The following is a 20,551-nucleotide window of genomic DNA, read 5'->3' as shown; positions in this document are numbered from 1 at the left end:
CCATGAATGCACCGATCAGACAAAGCCAGGCAGAGATTCTGAGCAGGCTGTACGACATGAAGCGCAAGCAGATCGAGCAGGCACTGCAGCAGGGAAACAGCCTTCGAAGTCAGGTACTTGAAGCTGAAGCCGAGGCGATTTCAAATGCCTTGAAAGCCTCCCGCTAACCAAACCCTTCTATCCGGAGCCATACTTCTTCAAACGCCGGCTCCAGCGCTGCTTCGCATACCGGCGGAGGTTCGAGACATTATCGGTTTCATCCATGATTTCCGTGCCCAAAAGTGTCTCCAGTATGTCCTCCAGCGTCACTATTCCCAGCCAGGTTCCCAATTCGTCATAGACGACGGCCAGGTGTTGCCGCTCTCGCAGCATGTCCGAAAACAGGAATTCGATGTTGGTGTTGCCTTTCACTCGCTTGATCTTGCGCATGTGGTCGAGCAGGTCGACATCGGAATCGAGGTTGATCAGGTCTGCCCGATGCAGGTACCCGAGCGCCTCGCCTTCCTCATCGATTACAGGGTATCGGGAGAACGGTGATTTGCTGACCTGCTCCCGGAACTGGTCGTAAGTGATTCCCGGATCAACGTATTTGCAGACCGTCCTTGGTGTCATCACAGAACTGACCTTGATCTCGTGGAATCGCAGGACGTTGTGAATCATGCGCCGTTCGTCTTCGTCCAGGGCCTGCTGATCCTTGCCGATCTCCGCCAGGGCGCTGATCTCCGCACGGATATCAACGTCGGCCTCACCAGACCCAATTCGACGGGTGACCTGTTTGGACAACCAGATGAACGGCAGCAGCGCCTTGATCATGAATCCCAGAATAGCTGGCAGCCGTGGCGCAATACTCCGCCAGTATTTGGCGCCAATGGTTTTGGGAATAATTTCCGAGAATATCAGGATAGCCAGGGTCATTACCGCAGAGGCAATTCCGAGCCACGCTTCCCCAAAAACCACCGTCACCTGGGCGCCAACGCCGGTGGCGCCCACGGTGTGGGCAACCGTGTTCAGTGTAAGGATTGCAGACAGGGGATCGTCCACATCGTCTTTCAGTTTTCGCAACCGGGCGAAAAGCTTCGGCTTCTCTTTTTTCAGTGAGGCGATGTAGCTCGGAGTCACCGAAAGCAGGGCCGCCTCTAGAATGGAGCATAAAAAGGAGAAGCCAATCGAGAGCACTGCGAAGGCAATTAGTAATGTCATAATTTGGCTGCGACTTCCGTTCCCTGCCGGATGGCCCGTTTGGCGTCCAGTTCTTCGGCGACGTCTGCACCGCCGATCAGATGCGCGGTCACCCCAGAGTCCGATAACTCGTCGAAAAGTTCCCGATAAGGTTCCTGGCCTGCACAAATAATCACATTGTCCACGGCCAACACCCGGCTCTCCGTGACCTTGCCATCTTTGTCGGTCAGGGAGATATGCAGCCCCTGGTCGTCAATCCGCTCATAGCGACAGCCCCTCAGCATCTCGACTTCACGGTGCTTCAGGCTGTTGCGGTGCACCCAACCCGACGTCTTGCCCAGACCGCCGCCGACCTTGCCGGTTTTTCGCTGCATCAGGTAAATCTTTCGGGGCGACGGTGTTGGCTGGCGCTCGGCCAAGCCTCCGGGGCCATCGAAGTCCGGGTTGACGCCCCATTCCGCCTGCCAGTCGGCAACGCTGACCTGCTCGCCTTCGGGATGGTGGCTGAAGTCGTGCGTCAGGAACTCGCTGACATCGAAGCCTATACCGCCGGCACCAATAACCGCCACAGTCGCACCAACCGGTTTGTTGTGACGGAGCACATCGAGGTATCCGAGCACCTTGGGATGATCGATGCCTTCAATTGCCGGTGTTCTCGGCTTCACGCCAGTGGCGATCACCACATCATCAAAGCCCTGGGCCTTGAGTGAGTCCGCGTCCACGCGCGTGCCCAGCTTCAGGTCGATCTCCAACAGCTCTATCTGGCGCTGGTAATAACGAAGGGTTTCGTAGAATTCTTCCTTGCCCGGGATGCGTTTGGCGTAGTTGAACTGACCGCCAATCCGATCGTCTGCGTCGAAAAGGGTCACCTTGTGGCCCCGTTTCGCGGCGGTGGTCGCTGCTGCCAGCCCCGCAGGTCCGGCCCCCACCACTGCGACCCGGCGCACAACCGGCGCTACCGTCAACACCAGCTCGGTTTCGTGGCAGGCCCTCGGGTTTACAAGGCACGATGCCCGCTTGGCCTGGAAGGCATGGTCAAGACACGCCTGGTTGCAGGCAATGCAGGTGTTGATTTCGTCACTGCGCCCCTGCTCGGCTTTGCGAACAAACTCGCTGTCCGCCAACAGAGGCCGGGCCATCGACACCATATCCGCCTTTCCGGCAGCGAGAATCTCTTCTCCTTTTTCGGGGGTGTTGATGCGGTTGGTGGTACACACCGGGATATCCACTTCGCCATAGAACTTGGCGGTGACATCGGCGAAGCCGCCCCGGGGAACCGAGGTAACGATGGTGGGCACACGGGCTTCATGCCAGCCAATCCCGGTATTGATGATGGTGGCTCCTGCCCGCTCAATGGCCTTGCCCAGCGTCACGATCTGATCCCAGGTCTGGCCACCCTCGACCAGGTCCAGCATGGACAACCGGTAGATAATGATAAATTCAGGCCCAACAGCCTCGCGCATACGGCGGACAATCTCCACGGGCAGGCGCATACGGTTCTCGTAAGGGCCACCCCACTTGTCCGTTCTCTTGTTGGTCCGCTCACACAAAAACTGGTTGATGAAATAGCCTTCGGAGCCCATCACCTCGACGCCATCATAACCCGCAAATTTGGCGAGCTTCGCGGCACTGACGAAATCGTTGATCTGACGTTCAACCCCTTTCGAGGAAAGGGCGCGGGCCTTGAACGGGCTGATCGGCGCTTTGGTTGCCGACGCAGAGACAATCAGAGGCTGGTAGCCATAACGCCCTGCGTGCAGGATCTGCATACAGATCTTGCCGCCGGCCTCATGCACCGCGCCGGTCACATGACGATGTAAAAGAGCCGTTGCCCGATTGTTCATGGTCGAGGCAAGGGGGGCCAGCTGCCCAACCAGATTGGGCGAGAAACCGCCCGTCACCATGAGCCCCACGCCACCTTCTGCGCGCTCGGCAAAGTACCTCGCAAACTTGTGGATGTTCCAGAACCGATCTTCCAGGCCCGTGTGCATGGACCCCATCAGCACTCGGTTCTTAAGTTCAGTGAAGCCAAGATCCAGGGGTTTCAGAAGGTTGGGATAGGTGTCGCTCATGGGACTCTCTCAATAAATATTTATCGCGAGTATACACTTGATCAATGGCAAGTTGACTTGACCTTCCAGACGGGGCACGTATCATCGGCAATCAAGTTTCATTGACGGAGCAACCATGACCGCAAGGTCCTTCGGCTGCATAAGAGTTACCCGCCCACCTGTTACCGCTGACATCGCGCGGCACCGGGGACGTCTTCCGTACTTCCCGGACCCGCCTGCCTTCTGCTGATCCACCCCACCCGCCATGCCGTAAAGGGATCGTTGCCCGATGTGCAGGGTGGCCGGCCGGAGACTAGACTCAGGCAAACATGCCTTCAATACTCACGTAAAAGAAAACCAATAACGAGGTTGCGATGTCGCTACCGCTGGTTGTTTTACTGCCTTTTCTGGGTGCCATAGCCGCACCCCTGTTCGCCCAGGGCGGCAGAACGGCGATTGCCGTTGCATCTTCTGTACCCGCGTTGATCGCACTCGCTGCCCTTTTCCCCCATTGGGAAACCCTTGCTGACGGCGGCGTTGTGCTGCACAGCTACGAATGGCTCCCCGCGCTCGGCCTCTCCTTCAGTTTTCGTCTGGACGGGCTGTCCCTGCTGTTCGCTCTGCTGATCCTGATCATCGGGCTGCTGATCATTCTTTACGCCCGCTATTACCTGAAAGCCCATGAAAACGTCGGCAAGTTCTACGCCCTGCTGCTGTGCTTCAAGGGATCGATGCTCGGCATCGTGCTCTCAAGCAACCTCCTCCTGATGATGATTTTCTGGGAACTGACCAGCCTGACCTCGTTCCTGCTGATCAGTTTCTGGACCCATAAACAGGACGCCCGCCGTGGCGCCCGGATGGCACTCGCGGTAACCGGCGGCGGCGGCCTTGCACTGCTCGCCGGCATCCTGATCATCGGCAACATTGTTGGCAGCTTCGAGCTTGATGACGTGCTGGCAGCCGGAGACCAGATAAAGGCTCATGCCATGTATCCGGTCGCCCTGACCCTGGTTCTGCTGGGCGCGTTCACCAAATCGGCCCAGTTCCCGTTCCATTTCTGGCTGCCTCACGCCATGCAGGCACCGACACCGGTATCTGCCTACCTGCACTCGGCTACCATGGTCAAAGCCGGCATCTTTCTCATGGCCCGGCTGTATCCGGCCCTGGCAGGTACTGAACAGTGGTTCTACATGGTCAGCTTTACCGGCATGGCCACCCTGCTCATTGGTGCCTATGTGGCCATGTTCAAGCACGACCTGAAAGGCCTGCTTGCCCACTCGACGGTCAGTCACCTGGGCCTGATCACCCTGCTGTTCGGCATGGGCACCCAGCTTGCCGCCGTGGCTGCGGTGTTCCACGTCATCAACCACGCGACGTTCAAAGCCTCCCTGTTTATGGCCGCCGGTATCATCGACCATGAAACCGGCACCCGGGACATGCGGCGCATCAATGGCCTTTGGCGTTACATGCCGCACACCGCAACCCTGGCCATGGTGGCCGCCTCGTCCATGGCAGGCGTACCACTGCTGAATGGCTTCCTGAGCAAGGAGATGTTCTTTGCCGAATCCCTGGAGCTGAACCTGCCGGGGCTCTGGGCCTGGCTACCTCCGATCGTTGCCACGCTCGCGGGTATTTTCGCTGTGGCGTACTCTGCACGCTTTGTCCACGATGTGTTCTTCAACGGCAAGCCCGTCGATCTTCCGATCTACCCACCGCATGAGCCTCCGCGCTACATGAAGTTTCCGGTGGAGATCCTGGTATTTGCCTGCATCATGGTCGGCGTGTTCCCTGCTGTTTCCGTGGGCCCGTTGCTCCAGATCGCAGCGTCCGCCACGCTTGGCGGCGATGTGCCGGACTACACGCTTTCTGTTTATCACGGCTTCAACCTGCCGCTGGTCATGAGCTTCGTCGCTTTCTTCGGCGGACTGTTGATGTACAGCCAGCGTCAGCGCTTCTTCGACTTCCACGCCCGGTTCAAGGAAATTGATGAGAAGGCGGTATTCGAAGCGGTGGTGCTGCGGGTTGTCGATCTCGCCAACAGATTTACCACGCGCATCGAAAATGGCTCGCTTCAGCGATACGCCATGCTTCTTCTGGTAAGCGCTATCGCGGTCGCAGCCATGCCGCTTCTCGGGCTTGGCATTTTTGTCGGCGAAAACGGACTGAGCCCGGTGGATTTACCAACAGGGATCGCGGCCGTTCTGTTGATCTTCTGTGCTCTGACAACGGCCATCCTGCACCGTCAAAGGTTCTATGCCCTTGTTTTGCTGAGCGTCGTCGGTCTGATCGTGGCTCTGGCTTTCGCCCGTTTCTCAGCACCAGATCTGGCAATGACACAACTTTCCGTTGAGGTCGTCACCATTGTTCTCCTGATGCTGGCAATCTTTTACATGCCTGCATGGACGCCTATCGAGACACCACTGAAACGCCGGTTGCGGGATATTGCCATTGCGGCGGTTGCCGGCATTGGCATGACGCTGGTCACACTGGCGATGCTGACTCAACCGTTCAGTTCGATTTCTGATTTCTTCCTCGAAAACAGCAAAACCGGTGGCGGCGGCACCAACGTGGTCAACGTGATCCTGGTGGACTTCCGGGGCTTCGATACCCTGGGTGAGATTACCGTCCTTGCCATTGCTGCCCTTGGCATCTACGCCATGCTGAAGGACACGGCCCTGACGCCACCTCCCAGCGACGGCGAGGGACATGCATGGACCCGGGATTCCCACCCGCTGATGCTGAGGTTGATTGCCCGGCCCATGCTGCCACTGGCACTGATGGTATCCGCCTTCATTTTCCTGCGGGGTCACAATTTGCCCGGGGGCGGCTTTATCGCCGGCCTGGTGACTTCGGTTGCCCTTATTCTCCAGTACATTGCCAGCGGTATGGACTGGACCGAAGACCGAATCACTGTCCGTTACCACAACGTGATCGGCCTTGGCCTGCTCTTCGCAACAGTTGCGGGCGCCGGAAGCCTCGCCTTTGGCTATCCGTTCCTGACCTCCACGTTCGATTACATAACCTGGCCTGTGGTTGGCAAATTCGAGGTCGCGTCTGCACTGATTTTTGATCTGGGCGTCTATCTCACTGTGATCGGCGCTACCCTGCTTGCGCTGGTCAGTATCGGCCGGATATCTCCCCACTCCGCCATAAAGAGTAAAAAGGAGGGTGCATAATGGAGCTTGTTTTTGCGCTGGTCATTGGTGCCCTGACGGCATCCGGCGTTTATCTGATTCTGCGGGCTCGCACCTTTCCTGTCGTGGTGGGACTGACCATGCTGTCCTACGGGGTGAACCTCTTTCTCTTCTCCAGCGGTCGCCTGGCGACCGGCCAGCAACCGGTCCTCGGAACGGCTGCGAGCTATTCCGACCCGCTGCCACAGGCACTGGTACTGACTGCTATCGTGATTGGTTTCGCCATGACCGCGTTCGTTGTCGTCCTGTCACTGCGCAACCTGGCGGACAACGAGGACGACCACGTGGATGGTAAACAGCCCTACAAATCGCCTGCTCCGGAACAGGAAGAGGAGGTAAACGGTAAATGAACCACTGGCTTACCGCTCCTGTTCTGATTCCGCTGCTAGGCGGCATTCTTCAGGCTTTCATGGGCTATGCACCCATCAGTCTTCGCCGCACCCTGGCACTGGCTACAACCGTTTTGATGCTGGTTTCCGCCATCGTGCTTCTGGTACTGGCAGACGACGGCAGCTATCGCATCTATGCGTTCGGCAACTGGCAGCCACCGTTCGGGATCGTACTGGTCCTGGACCGTCTCGCAGCACTTATGCTGGTCATGACGGCCGTGCTGGCCCTGTTCTGTCACATCTATTCGATCGGCGGTGCCGACGAAGGCAACCGCCAGTTCCATGCACTTTTCCTGTTCCAGCTGATGGGGCTGAACATCGCCTTCCTGACCGGTGACCTGTTCAACCTGTTTGTTGCCTTCGAGGTGCTGCTCATTGCCTCCTACGGGTTGCTGATGCATGGCGGTGGCACGGTAAGGACCGTTCCGGGCCTGCACTATGTCGTGCTGAACCTGATAGGCTCCGCCGTGTTCCTTATCAGTGTTGGCATGATCTACAGCGTCACCGGCACCCTCAATATGGCAGACCTGGCCGTCAAGATTCCGCAGGTGTCCGGGGAAGGTCTGAACATCGTTAAAGCCGGCGGCATGATGTTGCTGGTGGTGTTCGGTCTCAAGGCCGCGATTCTACCCCTATGCTTCTGGTTACCCCGTGCCTACTCCAAAGCCACGGCGCCCGTGGCCGCGCTGTTTGCGGTGATGACCAAGGTTGGCATATACGCCATTCTGCGGGTGTATCTGCTGATCTTCGGCGACGACGCCGGCGAACTCGCCAATCTGGGCATGGACTGGCTGTTCCCCATTGCCCTGGCCACCCTCGCCATGGGGGTTATTGGTGCGCTGGGGTCCGGCAGCCTGAAAACCCTGGTCGCCTGGCAGGTCATCATTTCCGTGGGCACTTTGCTGGCACCGATTTCGCTCGGGTCCGAAGCCGGTCTGTCTGCTGCCCTGTTCTATCTTTTGAGCACCACCTGGACGGTTGGCGGCCTGTTCCTGGTATCAGAGCTGGTGGCCAACCAAAGGGGCTCGGCCAAGGATCGAATCGTTACCGCCCCCAAAATGCAGAACCGCACTTTCCTGAGCGTGCTGTTCCTGGTCGGAGCCGTAGCAGCGGCTGGCCTTCCGCCATTGAGTGGCTTTTTCGGCAAAGTCCTGATTCTGCAATCTGTTCAATCGGGAACCGAAATGGCATGGCTCTGGTCAGTACTTCTGATCGGCAGTTTCCTGACCGTTATCGCGTACAGCCGCGCTGGCAGTATCGTTTTCTGGCGCACGGTGGATGGTCATCTGGAAAAGCCAGATCCGCTCAACGGCCGGATTTCTGTCGCAGCCGGTGCCCTGACTGCACTGGCAGTGGTGATCGTTGTGCTGGCTGGCCCGATTACCCGCTACACCGATGCCACGGCCGAACAGTTGCACAACAAGGATGCCTATATTGAGATCCTGCAAACCAAGATGGTCAGGGAGGACAGCTGATGCTTGATCGCCTGAGTTTTCCCCAGCCCTGGCTGAGCCTTACCCTTTTTATCACCTGGCAGTTTCTGAGTGACGGAATAAGCGGTGGCAGCGCAGTACTGGGCCTGATCCTGGCATGGGCAATACCGCAGATAACCCAGGGCTTCTGGCCGGATCCGCCGGCATTCATCAAAGCCTGGAGAGTCCCCGCCTACCTCCTGCGCGTTGTCTGGGATATTGTTATCGCGAGTGTTGAAGTGGCACGGCTCATCCTCAGCCCGCGGCCGGCACGTCCCGCATTTGTCTGTTATCCCCTGGAGCTGGAGCACCCTCTGGCCATCACGATTCTGGCCAGCACTATCTCGTTGACGCCCGGCACTGTGAGCGCTGACGTCAGCGATGACAACAAGCTGCTGCTGATTCACGCGCTTGACGCCGAGGACGACCAGACAGTTATCGATACGATCAAAACCCGCTACGAGAAGCCTCTGCTGGAGATGTTCCAATGATAGTCATCGCCCTCTACATCACCATTGCCATGGTCACTGTGGCGGCGCTTCTGAATGTATACCGTCTGATCAAGGGGCCGGATGCACCCGATAGAGTGCTGGCACTCGACACGCTCTACATCAACGCCATTGCTTTGATTATTCTGCTCGGCCTCACACTCGGAACACGCATGTACCTTGAGGCGGCTCTTCTGATTGCTGTCATGGGCTTTGTTGGAACCGTCGCCATGGCCAAATATCTGAAGCGGGGCAGCGTCATTGAGTAAGCCCGCACCCGGCACACAAATGCTCCAGGAGGAAACATCCGATGAATCCCTACGCTGAATTCGCCATCTGCCTGCTTTTGATCATCGGTGGCGCATTTACCCTGATCGGCGCCATTGGCCTGGCTCGCCTACCGGACTTCTTTACTCGCCTTCATGGCCCCACCAAAGCAACCACGGTTGGAGTGGGCGCCATCGTCATCAGCTCTGTGATCTACTTCAGCACACTTGGACAGGGCATCGGTATTGAGGAATTCCTGATCACGGCCTTTCTGTTCATGACGGCCCCTGTGAGTGCCAACTTCCTGGCAAAAGCTGCCATGCATTTGAAGGTTAACACCACAGAAAACACCCGGGGCCATCCCTGGGACCAGTAATTCAATCAACAAGTCCAAGAACTTTTTGTGCCAAGGAATCGTATTAAATACTGATTATAAAAACCGCCGTTAACTGCAGGACGTTTTAACTTGGGTCTTAAAGGAGCACCCTTGAATGATGTTACTGGCTGTGCTTTCGGGATTTTTGCTGGCTGTGGCGGTTCCCGCGCTCTATCGCGTGGCAGGTAAACACATTGGCTGGGTGCTGGCCCTTCTCCCCGCATTGCTCACGGCCTATTTTGTCAGCCTCATCCCGGCGGTCAGCGGCGGTGAAACTCTTCTGATTCGTAACCAGTGGATGCCCGGACTCGGCGTCTCGCTGGATTTCATGGTTGATGGCCTGGCACTGGTCTTCGCGCTTCTGATCAGCGGTATCGGAACCTTTATCCTGATCTATGCCGGTTCCTACCTCCAGGGCCACAAGGATCTCGGCCGATTCTACGTCATCATGCTGTCGTTCATGGCGTCGATGCTTGGGCTGGTATTATCCGACAACCTCATCACTTTTTTCGTGTTCTGGGAACTGACCAGCATCACGTCCTACATGCTGATCGGCTTCAACCATGAAGATGCAGAAGCCAGGAAATGCGCCCTGCAGGGGCTCTTCGTCACAGCGGGAGGCGGCCTGGTACTGATGGCCGGCCTGATTCTCCTGATCTTCATCACGGGGAGCTATTCGTTCTCCGAGATACTGGCATCCGATCTGGCCATTCACGACCATGGTTACTACACCGCGGCGGCAGTTTGCATACTCATCGGAGCCTTCACCAAGTCTGCGCAGGTACCATTTCACTTCTGGTTACCCAATGCCATGGCTGCGCCCACCCCCGTTTCTGCCTACCTGCACTCGGCGACCATGGTCAAGGCCGGCGTCTATCTGCTGGCGCGCCTGAATTCATCCATGGATGGGGATGCACTGTGGAGCAACTCCCTGATGCTTTTCGGCGCTGCGACCATGCTCACTGGCGCCTACCTGGCCTTCAGTAGCACCGGCATCAAGAAGGTGCTGGCATACTCGACGGTCATGGCGCTGGGCACCCTCACCATGCTCATCGGGATCGGCACGGAAAAGGCGATCATCGCTTTCGTCTGCGTTCTGGTGGCGCACTCGCTGTATAAGGGCGCCCTGTTCATGCTGGCGGGCGCACTGGACCACGAAACAGGCACCAAAGACATCACGAAAATGGGCGGGCTCTGGCGCAGCATGCCCAGGACCGCGGTTATCACCGGGCTGGCTGCATTGTCGCTGGCAGGGCTTCCGCCACTCTTCGGCTTCGTTGCCAAGGAATTGATGTTCGAGTCGGTTATCAACTCGCCGGTGTGGCCATGGGGGCTCCTGACAGCAGCTGTCGCTTCGTCGATTCTGGTCGTGGCCGTAGCGGGACTGGTTTTCCTGAAGCCGTTCTTCGGTCCCGTTCGCACCACTCCAAAACAGCCCCACGACGCGCCCGTCGCCATGTTGATTGGCCCGGCCGTATTGACCCTTCTGGCGCTGATTTTTGGCGTGGCGCCATTTGTGCCCGCAATCTTCGTACTGGATGCCACAGTCTCATCCGTCTATGGCACTGGGGTGACGACGGCTCTGGCCCTGTGGCACGGAGTGAATGTTCCATTGATGCTGTCTGGCGCCAGCCTCCTCGCAGGCTCCCTGCTTTTCATAACCTGGCAGCGACTGCATCCGAAGCTTTATGCCGTCAACACGGCCGCCAGCCGCTTTGGTCCGGAGGCGGGCTATTTCCGATTCATGCTCGGGATCACCCAGGTTGCAAGCTGGCAAACCCGGGTGCTGCAGAACGGGGTTCTGGGCATCTATCTGCTGATCCTCGTTCTGGTCACTTTCGGTCTGACAGGCTACACGCTGTTCACCCGCCACGGTTTCCAGCTGGATTTCGATTTCAGCAATGGCTACTTCTACGAGTTTGGCATCGCTCTTCTTATTGTCGCAGCCACCGTGTTTGCCAGTGTCACCCGGTCCCGGCTGGGTTCCGTTGCGTCAGTCGGCGTGCTGGGTTTCGGGGTGGCCCTGATATTCATTCATTTCAGCGCGCCGGATCTTGGCATCACTCAGCTCCTCGTGGAGACCCTGACTGTGATACTGCTGGTCCTGGTGCTCTTCAAACTGCCGCCTTTCGTCAACCTCTCATCGCCGTGGGAACGTTATCGGGACCTGTCCGTGGCTATCTTTGCCGGCGCGACCATGACCCTGCTGATGCTTGCGGTGCTGGATATCCAGTACTTCGACAGTATTTCCAGCTATTACATTGAAAACAGTTATGGCCTGGCCTTCGGCAAAAACATCGTCAATGTAATTCTGGTGGATTTCAGGCAGCTGGACACCCTGGGGGAAATCTTTGTTCTGGGCCTTGCGGCGATGGGGGTTTACTCGATGGTCAAACTCAGGGCGGAGGACCAGCACAAGCCATGAAAACCAATACGCTCATACTCCACACCGCCGCTCTCGCGATTATGCCGCTACAACTGATGTTTTCGGTGTTCCTGCTTTTGCGCGGGCACGACGAACCCGGTGGCGGTTTTATCGGTGGACTGGTGGCGGCAAGTGCGTTTGTGCTCTATGCCTTCGCGTTTGGCGCCGAATCAACCCGCAAGCTGCTGCGTGTCAGCCCCCGGGATATTCTGGCGGCCGGGTTGCTCTTCGGTCTCGCCTCAACAATCCCTGCCTTCTGGACTGGCCAGGCCATGCTTACCGCACTCTGGTGGGAGGTTCCACTCCCCGGTGAAGGCTACCTGAAACTATCAACCGTTCTGATTTTCGACATTGGCGTGTACCTGGCCGTACTGGGCACGCTGATGACCTTTGTGATCAGCCTGATGGAGTCGGACGAATGAACCGTGCATTCATTGCCAGGGAGGGGGCTCAGTTATGGAAACCTTGATGGCCTATGTCGTTGGGCTGCTGTTTACAGCCAGCATATACATGATGCTGCGCCGCTCTATCGTCAAACTCGTCATTGGCCTGATCATTCTGAGCAACGCGGCCAACCTTCTGATTTTCGTGGTCGCGGGTTTGACCCGGGGCGCACCACCGCTGATTCCCGAGGGGGCGAGTGAAGTCGTTGGAGCAGTGGCCGATCCCCTGCCGCAGGCCCTTATTCTCACCGCCATTGTGATTGCTTTCAGCGTCCTGGCGTTCGCCGTGGTTCTGATCCGTCGTGCCTACGAAGTGGTTGGAACCGATGACCTGGACAAGATGAAGGATACGGATACTTGAACCCGGAACTCGTTCTCCCGATCCTGATACCCCTGACAGCCGGAGCTCTGTCCCTGGCATTCTGGCGCTCCATCACGCTTCAGCGGGTCCTTGCAGTTGTTGCCACCGGGCTGTTGCTGGCAGCCGGCATCTGGCTCATGAGTTCAACCATTGAGCAGGGTTTTCTGGTGGTTGAAATGGGCAGTTGGCCTGCGCCCTTCAGCATCGTGCTGGTGTCCGATGTTCTTGGCGCCATCATGATTGTGCTAACCGGCATTATCGGCCTTGCCATCGCAATCTATTCGCTGGCCTCAACACCGAAAGGTCATGAAAAATTCGGTTATTACCCCCTGATGCACCTGCTGCTCGCCGGCGTAGCCGGAGCCTTTCTGACTGGCGATATATTCAACCTGTTCGTCTGGTTCGAGGTGATGCTGCTGGCATCGTTTGCCCTCCTGACCCTGGGCGGAGAGCGAGCCCAGATGGAAGGCGCCATCAAGTACGTGACCCTGAACCTGTTCTCGTCGGCCATTTTCCTCTCCGCCGTGGGCCTGCTCTACGGGATGGTGGGCACCCTGAACATGGCGGACATCGCCCAGAAACTGAACAGCGTGGAAGACCCTGGCATGGTGACGGTGGTCTCGCTGATGTTCATGGTATCGTTCGGCATCAAGGCGGCGGCGTTTCCCCTGTTTTTCTGGCTCCCTGCCTCCTATCACACGCCGCAAGTCGCCGTCTCAGCGCTGTTTGCAGGGCTGCTGACCAAGGTAGGGGTCTACGCACTCTATCGGGTATTCACGCTGATCTTCACGCAGGACGTCGCCTACACACACACCATATTGCTCTGGGCCGCGGCCCTGACAATGCTGACCGGCGTTCTCGGCGCGGCGGCGCAGTTCGAATTCCGGCGAATCCTTTCTTTCCACATTGTCAGCCAGATCGGCTACATGCTGCTCGGGCTGGCGCTGTTCACGCCTCTGGCCCTGATTGGCGGCGTGTTTTACATCATGCACCACATCATTGTGAAGACGAATCTGTTCCTGGTGAGCGGTATCACCTACCGTCTGCTTGGGAGCTATGAGCTGAAGAACCTGGGCGGTGTTTACCGTCAGCGCCCGTACCTCGCTCTGTTGTTTTTGATTCCGGCGCTCTCGCTCGCCGGTATTCCGCCTTTGTCCGGTTTTTTCGCCAAGTTCATTGTGGTGAAAGCCAGCCTGGAGGCCAGTGAATATGTGATCTCTGCCATCGCTCTGCTGGTTGGCTTGCTGACCCTGTACTCAATGATCAAGATCTGGGCGGAAGTCTTCTGGAAAAAGGTTCCCGACCATGTGACCGATGTCGGCAGGCTCAACGGCGAGATTAAAAATACGCACAACTGGGCCTACTATGTGCCGGTGGTCGGGCTTGCGGCTTGCACGCTCATTATTGGCCTTTACGGCCAGCCAATTTACGTTCTGGCCGAGACGGCCGCAGACCAGTTGATGAACCCGCAGCTATACATAGAAGCGGTTCTTGGAGGGACGCCGAAATGATTGGCCTGTTCTGGAACCTGCTGCTTGCAATTGCCTGGGTGGTTCTCAGTGGCAGCGTCACTGCCATGAACCTACTGGCCGGCTTCTGCTTTGGCTACATTGCGCTCATGGTTCTGCAAAACCAGGTGCCCGCTTTGAAGGGCTACTCCCGGAGAATTCCGAGATTAATCGCCTTCCTGGCCTTTTTCCTGAAAGAGCTGGTGAAATCCAACCTGCGGGTTGCCTACGATGTCGCCACGCCGGTTTGGCACATGAAGCCCGGTGTGATCGCATTTCCGCTACAGGCACGTACCGATATGGAGATCATGTTCGTCAGTAGTGTGATCTCACTGACACCGGGGACCCTCAGCCTGGATGTTTCCGATGATCGACGGGTGCTTTTCATCCACGCCATGTTTCTTCAGGACGAGGAACAGCTGAGAAATGACCTGAGAGAACTGGAACACCGAATCCTCAAGGTTATGCGCTAGGAGCCCACCATGCTTGGAATCGCCATTAATATTGTGTATCTCATGCTGTCCCTGGCGTTACTTTTTGCCTTCATCCGTTTAACCCGGGGCCCTTCCCTGGCGGACCGCGTGGTTGCACTTGAGCTGATTGCTTCCGTGGTGGTTGGCTACGTTGGGGTTCATGCCATTGATACCGGTGTCTCCAGTTTTCTTGATGTGGCGATCGTGATATCCCTCACCGCTTTCCTCGCGGCAATAGGGTTCGCCAGGTTCCTGGAGCGTGGAGGCGTCAAGGATGAGTGAAATTTTCGTTTCCATCCTGTTGCTGGCAGGGGCCTCATTCATGGTGCTTGCGGCCATCGGCATCGTAAGACTGCCAGACCTGCCAACACGCATGCACGCATCCACCAAAGCAGGCGCGATGGGCGCGATACTCACGATGGCCGGGGTAGCACTGCACTTTTCAGACAGCGCGGTCGCGGCAAGGGCAATCGCCTTCATCGTGTTTATACTTCTGACCGCTCCCATCGCTGCTCATGTCATTGGACGGGCAGGTTACTTCACCGGAATTTCGCTCTGGAGCGGTACCACCAAGGACGAACTGCGGGAACGATACGATCCGGACACCCACAAGCTTTACAGCGGACTTGAAACCAAGACAGACCGAGCAGTGCCCGACAATAACAAGGACGGCTCAGGCTGATTATTTTGTCATTGGAAGTGCACGAAATTCCCGTATAGTAGGCTGCCCACAACATTCGAGGAGCCAGCATATGCTGCAAGTAAATGAATATTTCGACGGCCAGGCCAAGTCCATTTCCTTCCAGACCTCGACTCTGCCAGCCACCGTTGGCGTGATCAGCCCGGGCGAGTACGAGTTTGGTACCAGCAAGAAAGAAACCATGACCGTCATCAGCGGCGCCCTCACTGTGCTGCTCCCCGGCATGGAAGAGTGGATGACCTACGGTGCCGGCGAGAGTTTTGACGTAGCGGGTCAGGCCAGCTTCAAGGCAAAGACCGACATCGACACGGCTTACCTCTGCACCTACGAGTAATTCCGCACCTACGAGTAATATCGCTGCCCCTGAGGGGCGCGTCCGCAGAGCGAAACGGATTTCGCACCTAAGCCACCGTTCGCTCTGCATTTTTTCACCCTTTTCGGTTCCTGTTTCAGCCAATCTGTGTCAGATTTATTCCTGTTTCTCGCGATAACACCAACAACTGGGAAAGAGGACACACGTAATGGCACAGACACGCATTCTACCCCCGGCTGAAAACGCCTATGAGTACCCGCTGCTGATCAAACGACTCCTGCTCTCGGGCCCCAGGTACAATCCAGACCAGGAAATTGTCTACTCCAACCGCAGCAAGTACACCTATACGGATCTCGTCGAGCGCATTCACCGTCTGGCAAACGCATTGACCGATGCCGGCGTGAAACCGGGCGATACCGTTGCGGTCATGGACTGGGATACCCCCCGGTACCTGGAGTGCTTCTTTGCCATTCCGATGATTGGCGCCATTCTGCACACCGTCAACATCCGGTTGTCCCCGGACCAGATCGTTTACACCATGAATCACGCCGAAGACGATGTGGTTCTGGTTCACGACGATTTCCTCCCGATCATCGAGGCCGTCAAAGACGAGATCAAAACGGTCAAGACCTGGATCCAGCTCACCGACAGCGATGCCGCACAACAGGCACCTGTTGAGGCTGTCGGGGAGTATGAGGACCTTCTCGCCAGGGCCAATGACAAGTTCGACTTCCCCGATTTCGACGAAAACAGTGTAGCGACCACCTTCTACACCACGGGCACCACCGGCAATCCCAAAGGTGTCTACTTCAGCCACCGCCAGCTGGTACTGCACACGCTGGCCATGACGGGCACCGTGGCGTCATTCGACGAGATGCCGCTGATGCGTTCCTCGTCGGTCTACATGCCAGTGACGCCAATGTTCCATGTGCATGCCTGGGGCGTGCCCTATGCCGCCACCATGATGGGCATCAAACAGGTATATCCGGGCCGCTATGAGCCTGAGCTGCTGGTGGATCTGCTCAAGGAACACAAAGTGACTTTCTCTCACTGCGTGCCCACCATCATGCAGATGATGATGGCCACCGAATCCATCAAGACGGCCGACCTGAGCAACTGGCACGTCTTGATCGGCGGCAGCGCACTCACCAAAGGGCTTTGCGACGCCGGGGCCAAGCTCGGCATCAAACTTTACACCGCCTACGGCATGTCTGAGACCTGTCCGCTGCTCTGCGCGTCGCACCTGAAGCCCGAAGACCTGGAACTGCCTCTTGAGCAGCAAACTGCGATCCGGGTGAAGACCGGTATTGCGACGCCCATGGTTGAGCTGGAAATTGTGGACCCCGAAGGCAATCCGGTCCCCCATGATGGCGAGGCCAAAGGAGAGATCGTGGCCCGCGCGCCATGGCTGACCCAGGGTTACTTCAAGGAGCCCGAGAAAGGCGAGCAGCTCTGGGAAGGTGGCTGGCTTCACACCGGCGACGTAGCTTCCATGGAGCCGGACAACACAATCACCATCAAGGATCGCATCAAGGACGTGATCAAGACCGGTGGTGAGTGGCTGTCTTCACTGGATCTGGAAAACCTGATCAGCCAGCATTCCGCTGTCGCCGGTGCTGCGGTGGTGGGCGTGCCCGATGAGAAATGGGGCGAACGCCCGCATGCTCTGGTCACCCTGAAGCCGGGCGAGCAAGCCAGTGCCGAGGATATCCAGAACCATCTGAAGCAGTTTGTGGAAAGCGGCGAGATCAATAAATGGGCGATCCCGGAGCATATTGATTTCGTGGAAGATATTCCGAAGACCAGTGTTGGCAAGATCAACAAGAAACTGATTCGGGATCAGTTGCAGTAATCAGTGAGGCGTTTGGGAAGGGGCCAGATGACACACCTCATCTGGCCCCTTTTTTATAGGCCGGAAAACGTAAAATCCACCTCAGGCTTGCGGCCGTCAATAATGTCCGCAAGGGCCGCGGCGGAACCACAGGAATGGGTCCATCCAAGGGTGCCGTGTCCGGTATTCAGGTAGAGGTTGGCGAAGTGGCTTTTTCCGATGTACGGCACGTTGGAGGGCGTCGCAGGCCGTAAACCGGTCCAGAATTCCGCCTGATCCCAGTAACCTGCTTCGGGCATGACTTCCGCTGTGCGGCGCACGATAGCGCGGCAGCGGGTATAGTTCAGTTTCCGGCTGTAGCCGTTCAGTTCGGCCGTGCCCGCCACGCGCATGCGATCACCCAGGCGGGAATAAACCAGCTTGTACTCGTCGTCAGTGAGGCTGACATTGAACGCCGCCTCCTCGTTCTTCACCGGTACCGTAATCGAATAGCCTTTGGCCGGATAGATGTTGAGGAAAATACCGAGCTGACTGGCAAGCGCTGCACTGAAGCTGCCCATGCTCAGCACGTAGGCATCCGCGCGCAGCGTCTCATGATGGCCCTCCCGGAGCGTCTGGATACCGAGTACCCGCTCGCCGGCGCGTTCGAAGCTCAGGATTTCAGTGCCGTACCGGAACTCTACGCCGGCCTCCGCGCAGCGTTTTGCGAGGTTCTGGGTAAACATCCGGGCATCACCGGATTCGTCTTCCGAGGTGTAGGTTGCCCCGGCAATCCGGTTGCGGATCGGCTTGAGTGCCGGCTCCAGCTCTACCGCCCGGTCTGCATCGATAATCTGACGGTCACACCCCAGATCCTGCATGATCCGGGTCGGCTCCATGGCACCGTCAAACTCCGCAGGATTGGTGTAGAAGTGCAGGATACCCTTCTCGAGATGGTTGTACTCGATGCCCGCTTCCATACGCAGGGCCTGCAACTGGCTGCGGCTGTAGGTGCCGAGATTTACCATCTGGCGGATGTTGTGGGCAGCCCGGGCCGAGGTGCACTGCCCCAGAAAAGAGAGCGCCCAGCGCCACTGGGCGGGATCCAGTCTTGGCCGGAACAGCAGGGGCGCGTCGGGCTGGAACAGCCATTTCATGACTTTCAGAGGGGCGGACGGGTTGGCCCACGGCTCCGCATGGGAAACGGAGATCTGACCGCCGTTGGCATAACTGGTTTCCAGGCCGGCCTGGTTCTGGCGATCAACCACAGTTACCTGGTGCCCCTGCTTCTGCAGATACCAGGCCGTGGTAGTACCCACAACGCCTGCGCCCAAAACCAGTATATGCATGCTTGCCTCCGGTCGAACAGAATCCGCCATCCAACGGCATAATTGCAGGGATTTCTGGGCAGATTCCGGTTGGTATGAAAGTCGGGATTTGTTAACGCGGGCTCTATTGTAACGTGAGCGTGGGGGATTTGCGTGTTATACCATCAGCCACCGGCGCGCTTCACCGTCCACCCCTTTTGCTCAAGCAGCGGAACCAGAAGATCCCGCTGGTCGCCCTGGATTTCGACCACACCATCTTTTACTGTGCCACCGGTGCCGCATTTGGCTTTCAACACCTTGGCATAGGCTTTCAGTTCTTTGTCGTCCAGTGGAATGCCGGTAATCAGGGTGACACCCTTACCCTTGCGGCCCTTGGTCTCCCGGCTTACTCTGACAATGCCATCCCCGGCAGGCCGTGATGATGTACCGCAGGTACATTCATTCACGGGGTTACGGCAATCCGGGCACATACGCCCCTGCTCGGTCGAAAAAACCAGACCGCCCTCAGATCGCTTCTTCATTCTGTCTCCGTGCTATTCCTGTCTTGTAACGCCTTCAATCGAGACCAGGAGGATACTTGGTAAACATTTCGGCCACGACCTCGTCGATCAGTTCTCTTCGGGTCTCGGGTGACTGGTTTTCATTGAGATAGCGCCGACTGGCGGCGCGCCAGACAACTTCTTTCGACTTGCTGTCTGCCAGCTCTACAACCAGCTTTCCCTCTTCAATTTCACGTACCGGTGGCGGCGCAGACAGGGCCCATCCGAAATTCCCGCTGCCAAAACCAAATCCGAGTCCCAGCCCCGTCTGCTCAAGACGCTCCTCGGGCACGATCTGCCAGCTTACCAGCAAGTCGGCCTCTGCTTCAGGGACCTGTTTCAGCGCTTTGCGATTCAGCTCTCGCTCGACGGCACTGCGCACCCGAGTGCCGTCGAGTGAGGTAAAGGAAGACGAATCGGTGCCACCGGCAAACGCCCAGGAGGAATAATTACCGAAAACCACGGAAGAGTTGTAGTCGGTCACCACGTTGCTGGCACAACCGGTCATGGCCAGTGCAACAACCGCTAACATCAGAAAACGCATCATGATTCCTGTCCTCGATTGAGACTCAGATTTACAAACAGTATACGCCTCGCAGACGCACAACGATGCCCCCGGGATCCGTCACCTTTCTAAACTGTAATCCAGTTTATGGGCATCGCAGAAGGCTCCGAATGCCTCGACCTGATCCTCGGGAACCAGAACACCAGCCCGTACCGAGGCCCCGTAATCCACCGATTCCACCGATGCCCCGTTCATCTCACACCAGTGCCGCAGCGGTTGCTCGTCAGCAAAAGACAGGAGCACCAGCACGTCCACCATGGGCTTCTGGACCACCCGGTCAACAGCCGACAGCACGCTCTCTGCAGCTCCGGCATAGGCTCGCACCAGGCCACCGGCACCCAGTTTGATGCCACCAAAGTACCGCACCACCATCACCAGCACATCTCCCATATCCTTGTGCTGAATCACGTTGAGAATCGGCTTCCCGGCCGTTCCAGACGGTTCACCATCATCGTTCATACCAGCTTCGGCGGCAGACCCGGGACGCCCGATCTGGTAGGCCCAGCAGATATGCCGGGCGTCCGGATGGTCCTGGTGAGCCTGTTCCAGCCAGTCCTTCACCTCCTCCCGCGAACTCACCGGGGCTACCCGGGCAATGAACCGGCTTTTCTTCACTTCCGTTTCACGCTCAAGGTATCCTGCGGGAACGGGGTAATCTTTTTTCATGGAC

22 protein-coding genes are annotated in these 20,551 nt (G+C 57.5%); 16 read left to right on the top strand and 6 right to left on the bottom strand.

The window, feature by feature from the left end:
* The first annotated feature begins 2 nt into the window (after positions 1–2).
* A complete protein-coding gene (locus MDHKLMBL_RS20945; protein WP_008173988.1) occupies positions 3–167 on the top strand; it encodes a hypothetical protein in 165 nt (54 codons plus the stop codon).
* Between the two features lie 10 nt (positions 168–177).
* Here the strand turns inward: MDHKLMBL_RS20945 and MDHKLMBL_RS00615 are convergent, their stop codons facing one another.
* Positions 178–1,200, bottom strand: a complete 1,023-nt coding sequence (locus tag MDHKLMBL_RS00615) for a CNNM domain-containing protein (RefSeq protein ID WP_008173984.1) — start codon at positions 1,198–1,200, stop codon at positions 178–180.
* Positions 1,197–3,251, bottom strand: a complete 2,055-nt coding sequence (locus MDHKLMBL_RS00610) for an NADPH-dependent 2,4-dienoyl-CoA reductase (protein WP_104269877.1) — start codon at positions 3,249–3,251, stop codon at positions 1,197–1,199. Before MDHKLMBL_RS00610 ends, MDHKLMBL_RS00615 begins: the two co-directional genes overlap by 4 nt.
* A gap of 353 nt (positions 3,252–3,604) precedes the next feature.
* On the opposite strand from MDHKLMBL_RS00610, the gene MDHKLMBL_RS00605 reads away from it, so the two are divergent.
* The 15 genes from MDHKLMBL_RS00605 to MDHKLMBL_RS00535 all read left to right on the top strand — a co-directional run bounded on the left by MDHKLMBL_RS00605 (position 3,605) and on the right by MDHKLMBL_RS00535 (position 17,491).
* The gene (locus MDHKLMBL_RS00605; RefSeq protein WP_014577864.1) at positions 3,605–6,406 is read left to right on the top strand and encodes a monovalent cation/H+ antiporter subunit A; all 2,802 of its coding nucleotides are present in this window, start codon (positions 3,605–3,607) and stop codon (positions 6,404–6,406) included.
* The gene (locus MDHKLMBL_RS00600) at positions 6,406–6,774 is read left to right on the top strand and encodes a Na+/H+ antiporter subunit C (protein ID WP_014577865.1); all 369 of its coding nucleotides are present in this window, start codon (positions 6,406–6,408) and stop codon (positions 6,772–6,774) included. Before MDHKLMBL_RS00605 ends, MDHKLMBL_RS00600 begins: the two co-directional genes overlap by 1 nt.
* Positions 6,771–8,288, top strand: a complete 1,518-nt coding sequence (locus tag MDHKLMBL_RS00595; protein ID WP_014577866.1) for a monovalent cation/H+ antiporter subunit D — start codon at positions 6,771–6,773, stop codon at positions 8,286–8,288. The genes MDHKLMBL_RS00600 and MDHKLMBL_RS00595 overlap by 4 nt, the downstream gene beginning before the upstream one ends.
* The gene (locus tag MDHKLMBL_RS00590) at positions 8,288–8,776 is read left to right on the top strand and encodes a Na+/H+ antiporter subunit E (protein WP_014577867.1); all 489 of its coding nucleotides are present in this window, start codon (positions 8,288–8,290) and stop codon (positions 8,774–8,776) included. Before MDHKLMBL_RS00595 ends, MDHKLMBL_RS00590 begins: the two co-directional genes overlap by 1 nt.
* Positions 8,773–9,042, top strand: coding sequence for a K+/H+ antiporter subunit F (locus tag MDHKLMBL_RS00585; RefSeq protein ID WP_062781700.1), 270 nt, complete (start codon positions 8,773–8,775; stop codon positions 9,040–9,042). Before MDHKLMBL_RS00590 ends, MDHKLMBL_RS00585 begins: the two co-directional genes overlap by 4 nt.
* Positions 9,043–9,083: 41 nt before the next feature.
* Positions 9,084–9,416: a Na+/H+ antiporter subunit G gene (locus tag MDHKLMBL_RS00580; RefSeq protein WP_014577869.1), complete on the top strand. Its 333-nt coding sequence runs from the start codon at positions 9,084–9,086 to the stop codon at positions 9,414–9,416.
* Between the two features lie 115 nt (positions 9,417–9,531).
* Positions 9,532–11,841, top strand: a complete 2,310-nt coding sequence (locus MDHKLMBL_RS00575) for a putative monovalent cation/H+ antiporter subunit A (protein ID WP_199185467.1) — start codon at positions 9,532–9,534, stop codon at positions 11,839–11,841.
* Entirely contained in the window at positions 11,838–12,263 is a 426-nt protein-coding gene (locus tag MDHKLMBL_RS00570) for a Na+/H+ antiporter subunit B (protein WP_041645418.1), read from the top strand. The genes MDHKLMBL_RS00575 and MDHKLMBL_RS00570 overlap by 4 nt, the downstream gene beginning before the upstream one ends.
* Positions 12,264–12,297: 34 nt before the next feature.
* Positions 12,298–12,645 (top strand): Na+/H+ antiporter subunit C, encoded by a 348-nt coding sequence (locus MDHKLMBL_RS00565; protein WP_014577872.1) that lies wholly within the window; start codon positions 12,298–12,300, stop codon positions 12,643–12,645.
* The gene (locus MDHKLMBL_RS00560; protein ID WP_014577873.1) at positions 12,642–14,156 is read left to right on the top strand and encodes a Na+/H+ antiporter subunit D; all 1,515 of its coding nucleotides are present in this window, start codon (positions 12,642–12,644) and stop codon (positions 14,154–14,156) included. Before MDHKLMBL_RS00565 ends, MDHKLMBL_RS00560 begins: the two co-directional genes overlap by 4 nt.
* On the top strand, positions 14,153–14,626 hold the full coding sequence (locus MDHKLMBL_RS00555) for a Na+/H+ antiporter subunit E (RefSeq protein ID WP_014577874.1): 474 nt from the start codon (positions 14,153–14,155) through the stop codon (positions 14,624–14,626). Before MDHKLMBL_RS00560 ends, MDHKLMBL_RS00555 begins: the two co-directional genes overlap by 4 nt.
* Before the next feature lie 9 nt (positions 14,627–14,635).
* The gene (locus tag MDHKLMBL_RS00550) at positions 14,636–14,908 is read left to right on the top strand and encodes an MrpF/PhaF family protein (RefSeq protein ID WP_014577875.1); all 273 of its coding nucleotides are present in this window, start codon (positions 14,636–14,638) and stop codon (positions 14,906–14,908) included.
* Positions 14,901–15,308, top strand: coding sequence for a monovalent cation/H(+) antiporter subunit G (gene mnhG / locus MDHKLMBL_RS00545; RefSeq protein WP_014577876.1), 408 nt, complete (start codon positions 14,901–14,903; stop codon positions 15,306–15,308). The genes MDHKLMBL_RS00550 and mnhG overlap by 8 nt, the downstream gene beginning before the upstream one ends.
* 70 nt (positions 15,309–15,378) lie before the next feature.
* Entirely contained in the window at positions 15,379–15,660 is a 282-nt protein-coding gene (gene ppnP, locus MDHKLMBL_RS00540) for a pyrimidine/purine nucleoside phosphorylase (protein WP_088827498.1), read from the top strand.
* 187 nt (positions 15,661–15,847) lie between these two features.
* Positions 15,848–17,491, top strand: coding sequence for a fatty acid--CoA ligase (locus MDHKLMBL_RS00535; protein WP_092033635.1), 1,644 nt, complete (start codon positions 15,848–15,850; stop codon positions 17,489–17,491).
* Positions 17,492–17,544: 53 nt separating this feature from the next.
* On the opposite strand, the gene MDHKLMBL_RS00530 is transcribed toward MDHKLMBL_RS00535, so the two are convergent.
* The 4 genes from MDHKLMBL_RS00530 to MDHKLMBL_RS00515 all read right to left on the bottom strand — a co-directional run bounded on the left by MDHKLMBL_RS00530 (position 17,545) and on the right by MDHKLMBL_RS00515 (position 20,547).
* Positions 17,545–18,798, bottom strand: a complete 1,254-nt coding sequence (locus MDHKLMBL_RS00530) for a D-amino acid dehydrogenase (protein WP_104269876.1) — start codon at positions 18,796–18,798, stop codon at positions 17,545–17,547.
* 143 nt (positions 18,799–18,941) lie between these two features.
* On the bottom strand, positions 18,942–19,298 hold the full coding sequence (locus MDHKLMBL_RS00525; RefSeq protein WP_104269875.1) for a translation initiation factor Sui1: 357 nt from the start codon (positions 19,296–19,298) through the stop codon (positions 18,942–18,944).
* A 34-nt stretch (positions 19,299–19,332) separates the two neighbouring features.
* Positions 19,333–19,860, bottom strand: a complete 528-nt coding sequence (locus MDHKLMBL_RS00520) for a DUF4136 domain-containing protein (RefSeq protein WP_169702224.1) — start codon at positions 19,858–19,860, stop codon at positions 19,333–19,335.
* A gap of 81 nt (positions 19,861–19,941) precedes the next feature.
* Positions 19,942–20,547, bottom strand: a complete 606-nt coding sequence (locus MDHKLMBL_RS00515; protein WP_008173946.1) for a YigZ family protein — start codon at positions 20,545–20,547, stop codon at positions 19,942–19,944.
* Positions 20,548–20,551: the final 4 nt, after the last annotated feature.

Source organism: Marinobacter flavimaris (assembly GCF_002933295.1).
GTDB classification, from domain to species: domain Bacteria; phylum Pseudomonadota; class Gammaproteobacteria; order Pseudomonadales; family Oleiphilaceae; genus Marinobacter; species Marinobacter flavimaris.
Note: the sequence above shows the minus strand (reverse complement) of the source record. Positions and strands in the feature narration are given on the sequence as shown.

Excerpts from the sequence above, each read along its gene's own strand:
- MDHKLMBL_RS20945 (WP_008173988.1), top strand. The coding sequence starts at position 3 with ATGAATGCACCGATCAGACAAAGCCAGGCAGAGATTCTGAGCAGGCTG.
- MDHKLMBL_RS00615 (WP_008173984.1), bottom strand. The coding sequence starts at position 1,200 with ATGACATTACTAATTGCCTTCGCAGTGCTCTCGATTGGCTTCTCCTTT.
- MDHKLMBL_RS00610 (WP_104269877.1), bottom strand. The coding sequence starts at position 3,251 with ATGAGCGACACCTATCCCAACCTTCTGAAACCCCTGGATCTTGGCTTC.
- MDHKLMBL_RS00605 (WP_014577864.1), top strand. The coding sequence starts at position 3,605 with ATGTCGCTACCGCTGGTTGTTTTACTGCCTTTTCTGGGTGCCATAGCC.
- MDHKLMBL_RS00600 (WP_014577865.1), top strand. The coding sequence starts at position 6,406 with ATGGAGCTTGTTTTTGCGCTGGTCATTGGTGCCCTGACGGCATCCGGC.
- MDHKLMBL_RS00595 (WP_014577866.1), top strand. The coding sequence starts at position 6,771 with ATGAACCACTGGCTTACCGCTCCTGTTCTGATTCCGCTGCTAGGCGGC.
- MDHKLMBL_RS00590 (WP_014577867.1), top strand. The coding sequence starts at position 8,288 with ATGCTTGATCGCCTGAGTTTTCCCCAGCCCTGGCTGAGCCTTACCCTT.
- MDHKLMBL_RS00585 (WP_062781700.1), top strand. The coding sequence starts at position 8,773 with ATGATAGTCATCGCCCTCTACATCACCATTGCCATGGTCACTGTGGCG.
- MDHKLMBL_RS00580 (WP_014577869.1), top strand. The coding sequence starts at position 9,084 with ATGAATCCCTACGCTGAATTCGCCATCTGCCTGCTTTTGATCATCGGT.
- MDHKLMBL_RS00575 (WP_199185467.1), top strand. The coding sequence starts at position 9,532 with ATGATGTTACTGGCTGTGCTTTCGGGATTTTTGCTGGCTGTGGCGGTT.
- MDHKLMBL_RS00570 (WP_041645418.1), top strand. The coding sequence starts at position 11,838 with ATGAAAACCAATACGCTCATACTCCACACCGCCGCTCTCGCGATTATG.
- MDHKLMBL_RS00565 (WP_014577872.1), top strand. The coding sequence starts at position 12,298 with ATGGAAACCTTGATGGCCTATGTCGTTGGGCTGCTGTTTACAGCCAGC.
- MDHKLMBL_RS00555 (WP_014577874.1), top strand. The coding sequence starts at position 14,153 with ATGATTGGCCTGTTCTGGAACCTGCTGCTTGCAATTGCCTGGGTGGTT.
- MDHKLMBL_RS00550 (WP_014577875.1), top strand. The coding sequence starts at position 14,636 with ATGCTTGGAATCGCCATTAATATTGTGTATCTCATGCTGTCCCTGGCG.
- mnhG (WP_014577876.1), top strand. The coding sequence starts at position 14,901 with ATGAGTGAAATTTTCGTTTCCATCCTGTTGCTGGCAGGGGCCTCATTC.
- ppnP (WP_088827498.1), top strand. The coding sequence starts at position 15,379 with ATGCTGCAAGTAAATGAATATTTCGACGGCCAGGCCAAGTCCATTTCC.
- MDHKLMBL_RS00535 (WP_092033635.1), top strand. The coding sequence starts at position 15,848 with ATGGCACAGACACGCATTCTACCCCCGGCTGAAAACGCCTATGAGTAC.
- MDHKLMBL_RS00530 (WP_104269876.1), bottom strand. The coding sequence starts at position 18,798 with ATGCATATACTGGTTTTGGGCGCAGGCGTTGTGGGTACTACCACGGCC.
- MDHKLMBL_RS00525 (WP_104269875.1), bottom strand. The coding sequence starts at position 19,298 with ATGAAGAAGCGATCTGAGGGCGGTCTGGTTTTTTCGACCGAGCAGGGG.
- MDHKLMBL_RS00520 (WP_169702224.1), bottom strand. The coding sequence starts at position 19,860 with ATGCGTTTTCTGATGTTAGCGGTTGTTGCACTGGCCATGACCGGTTGT.
- MDHKLMBL_RS00515 (WP_008173946.1), bottom strand. The coding sequence starts at position 20,547 with ATGAAAAAAGATTACCCCGTTCCCGCAGGATACCTTGAGCGTGAAACG.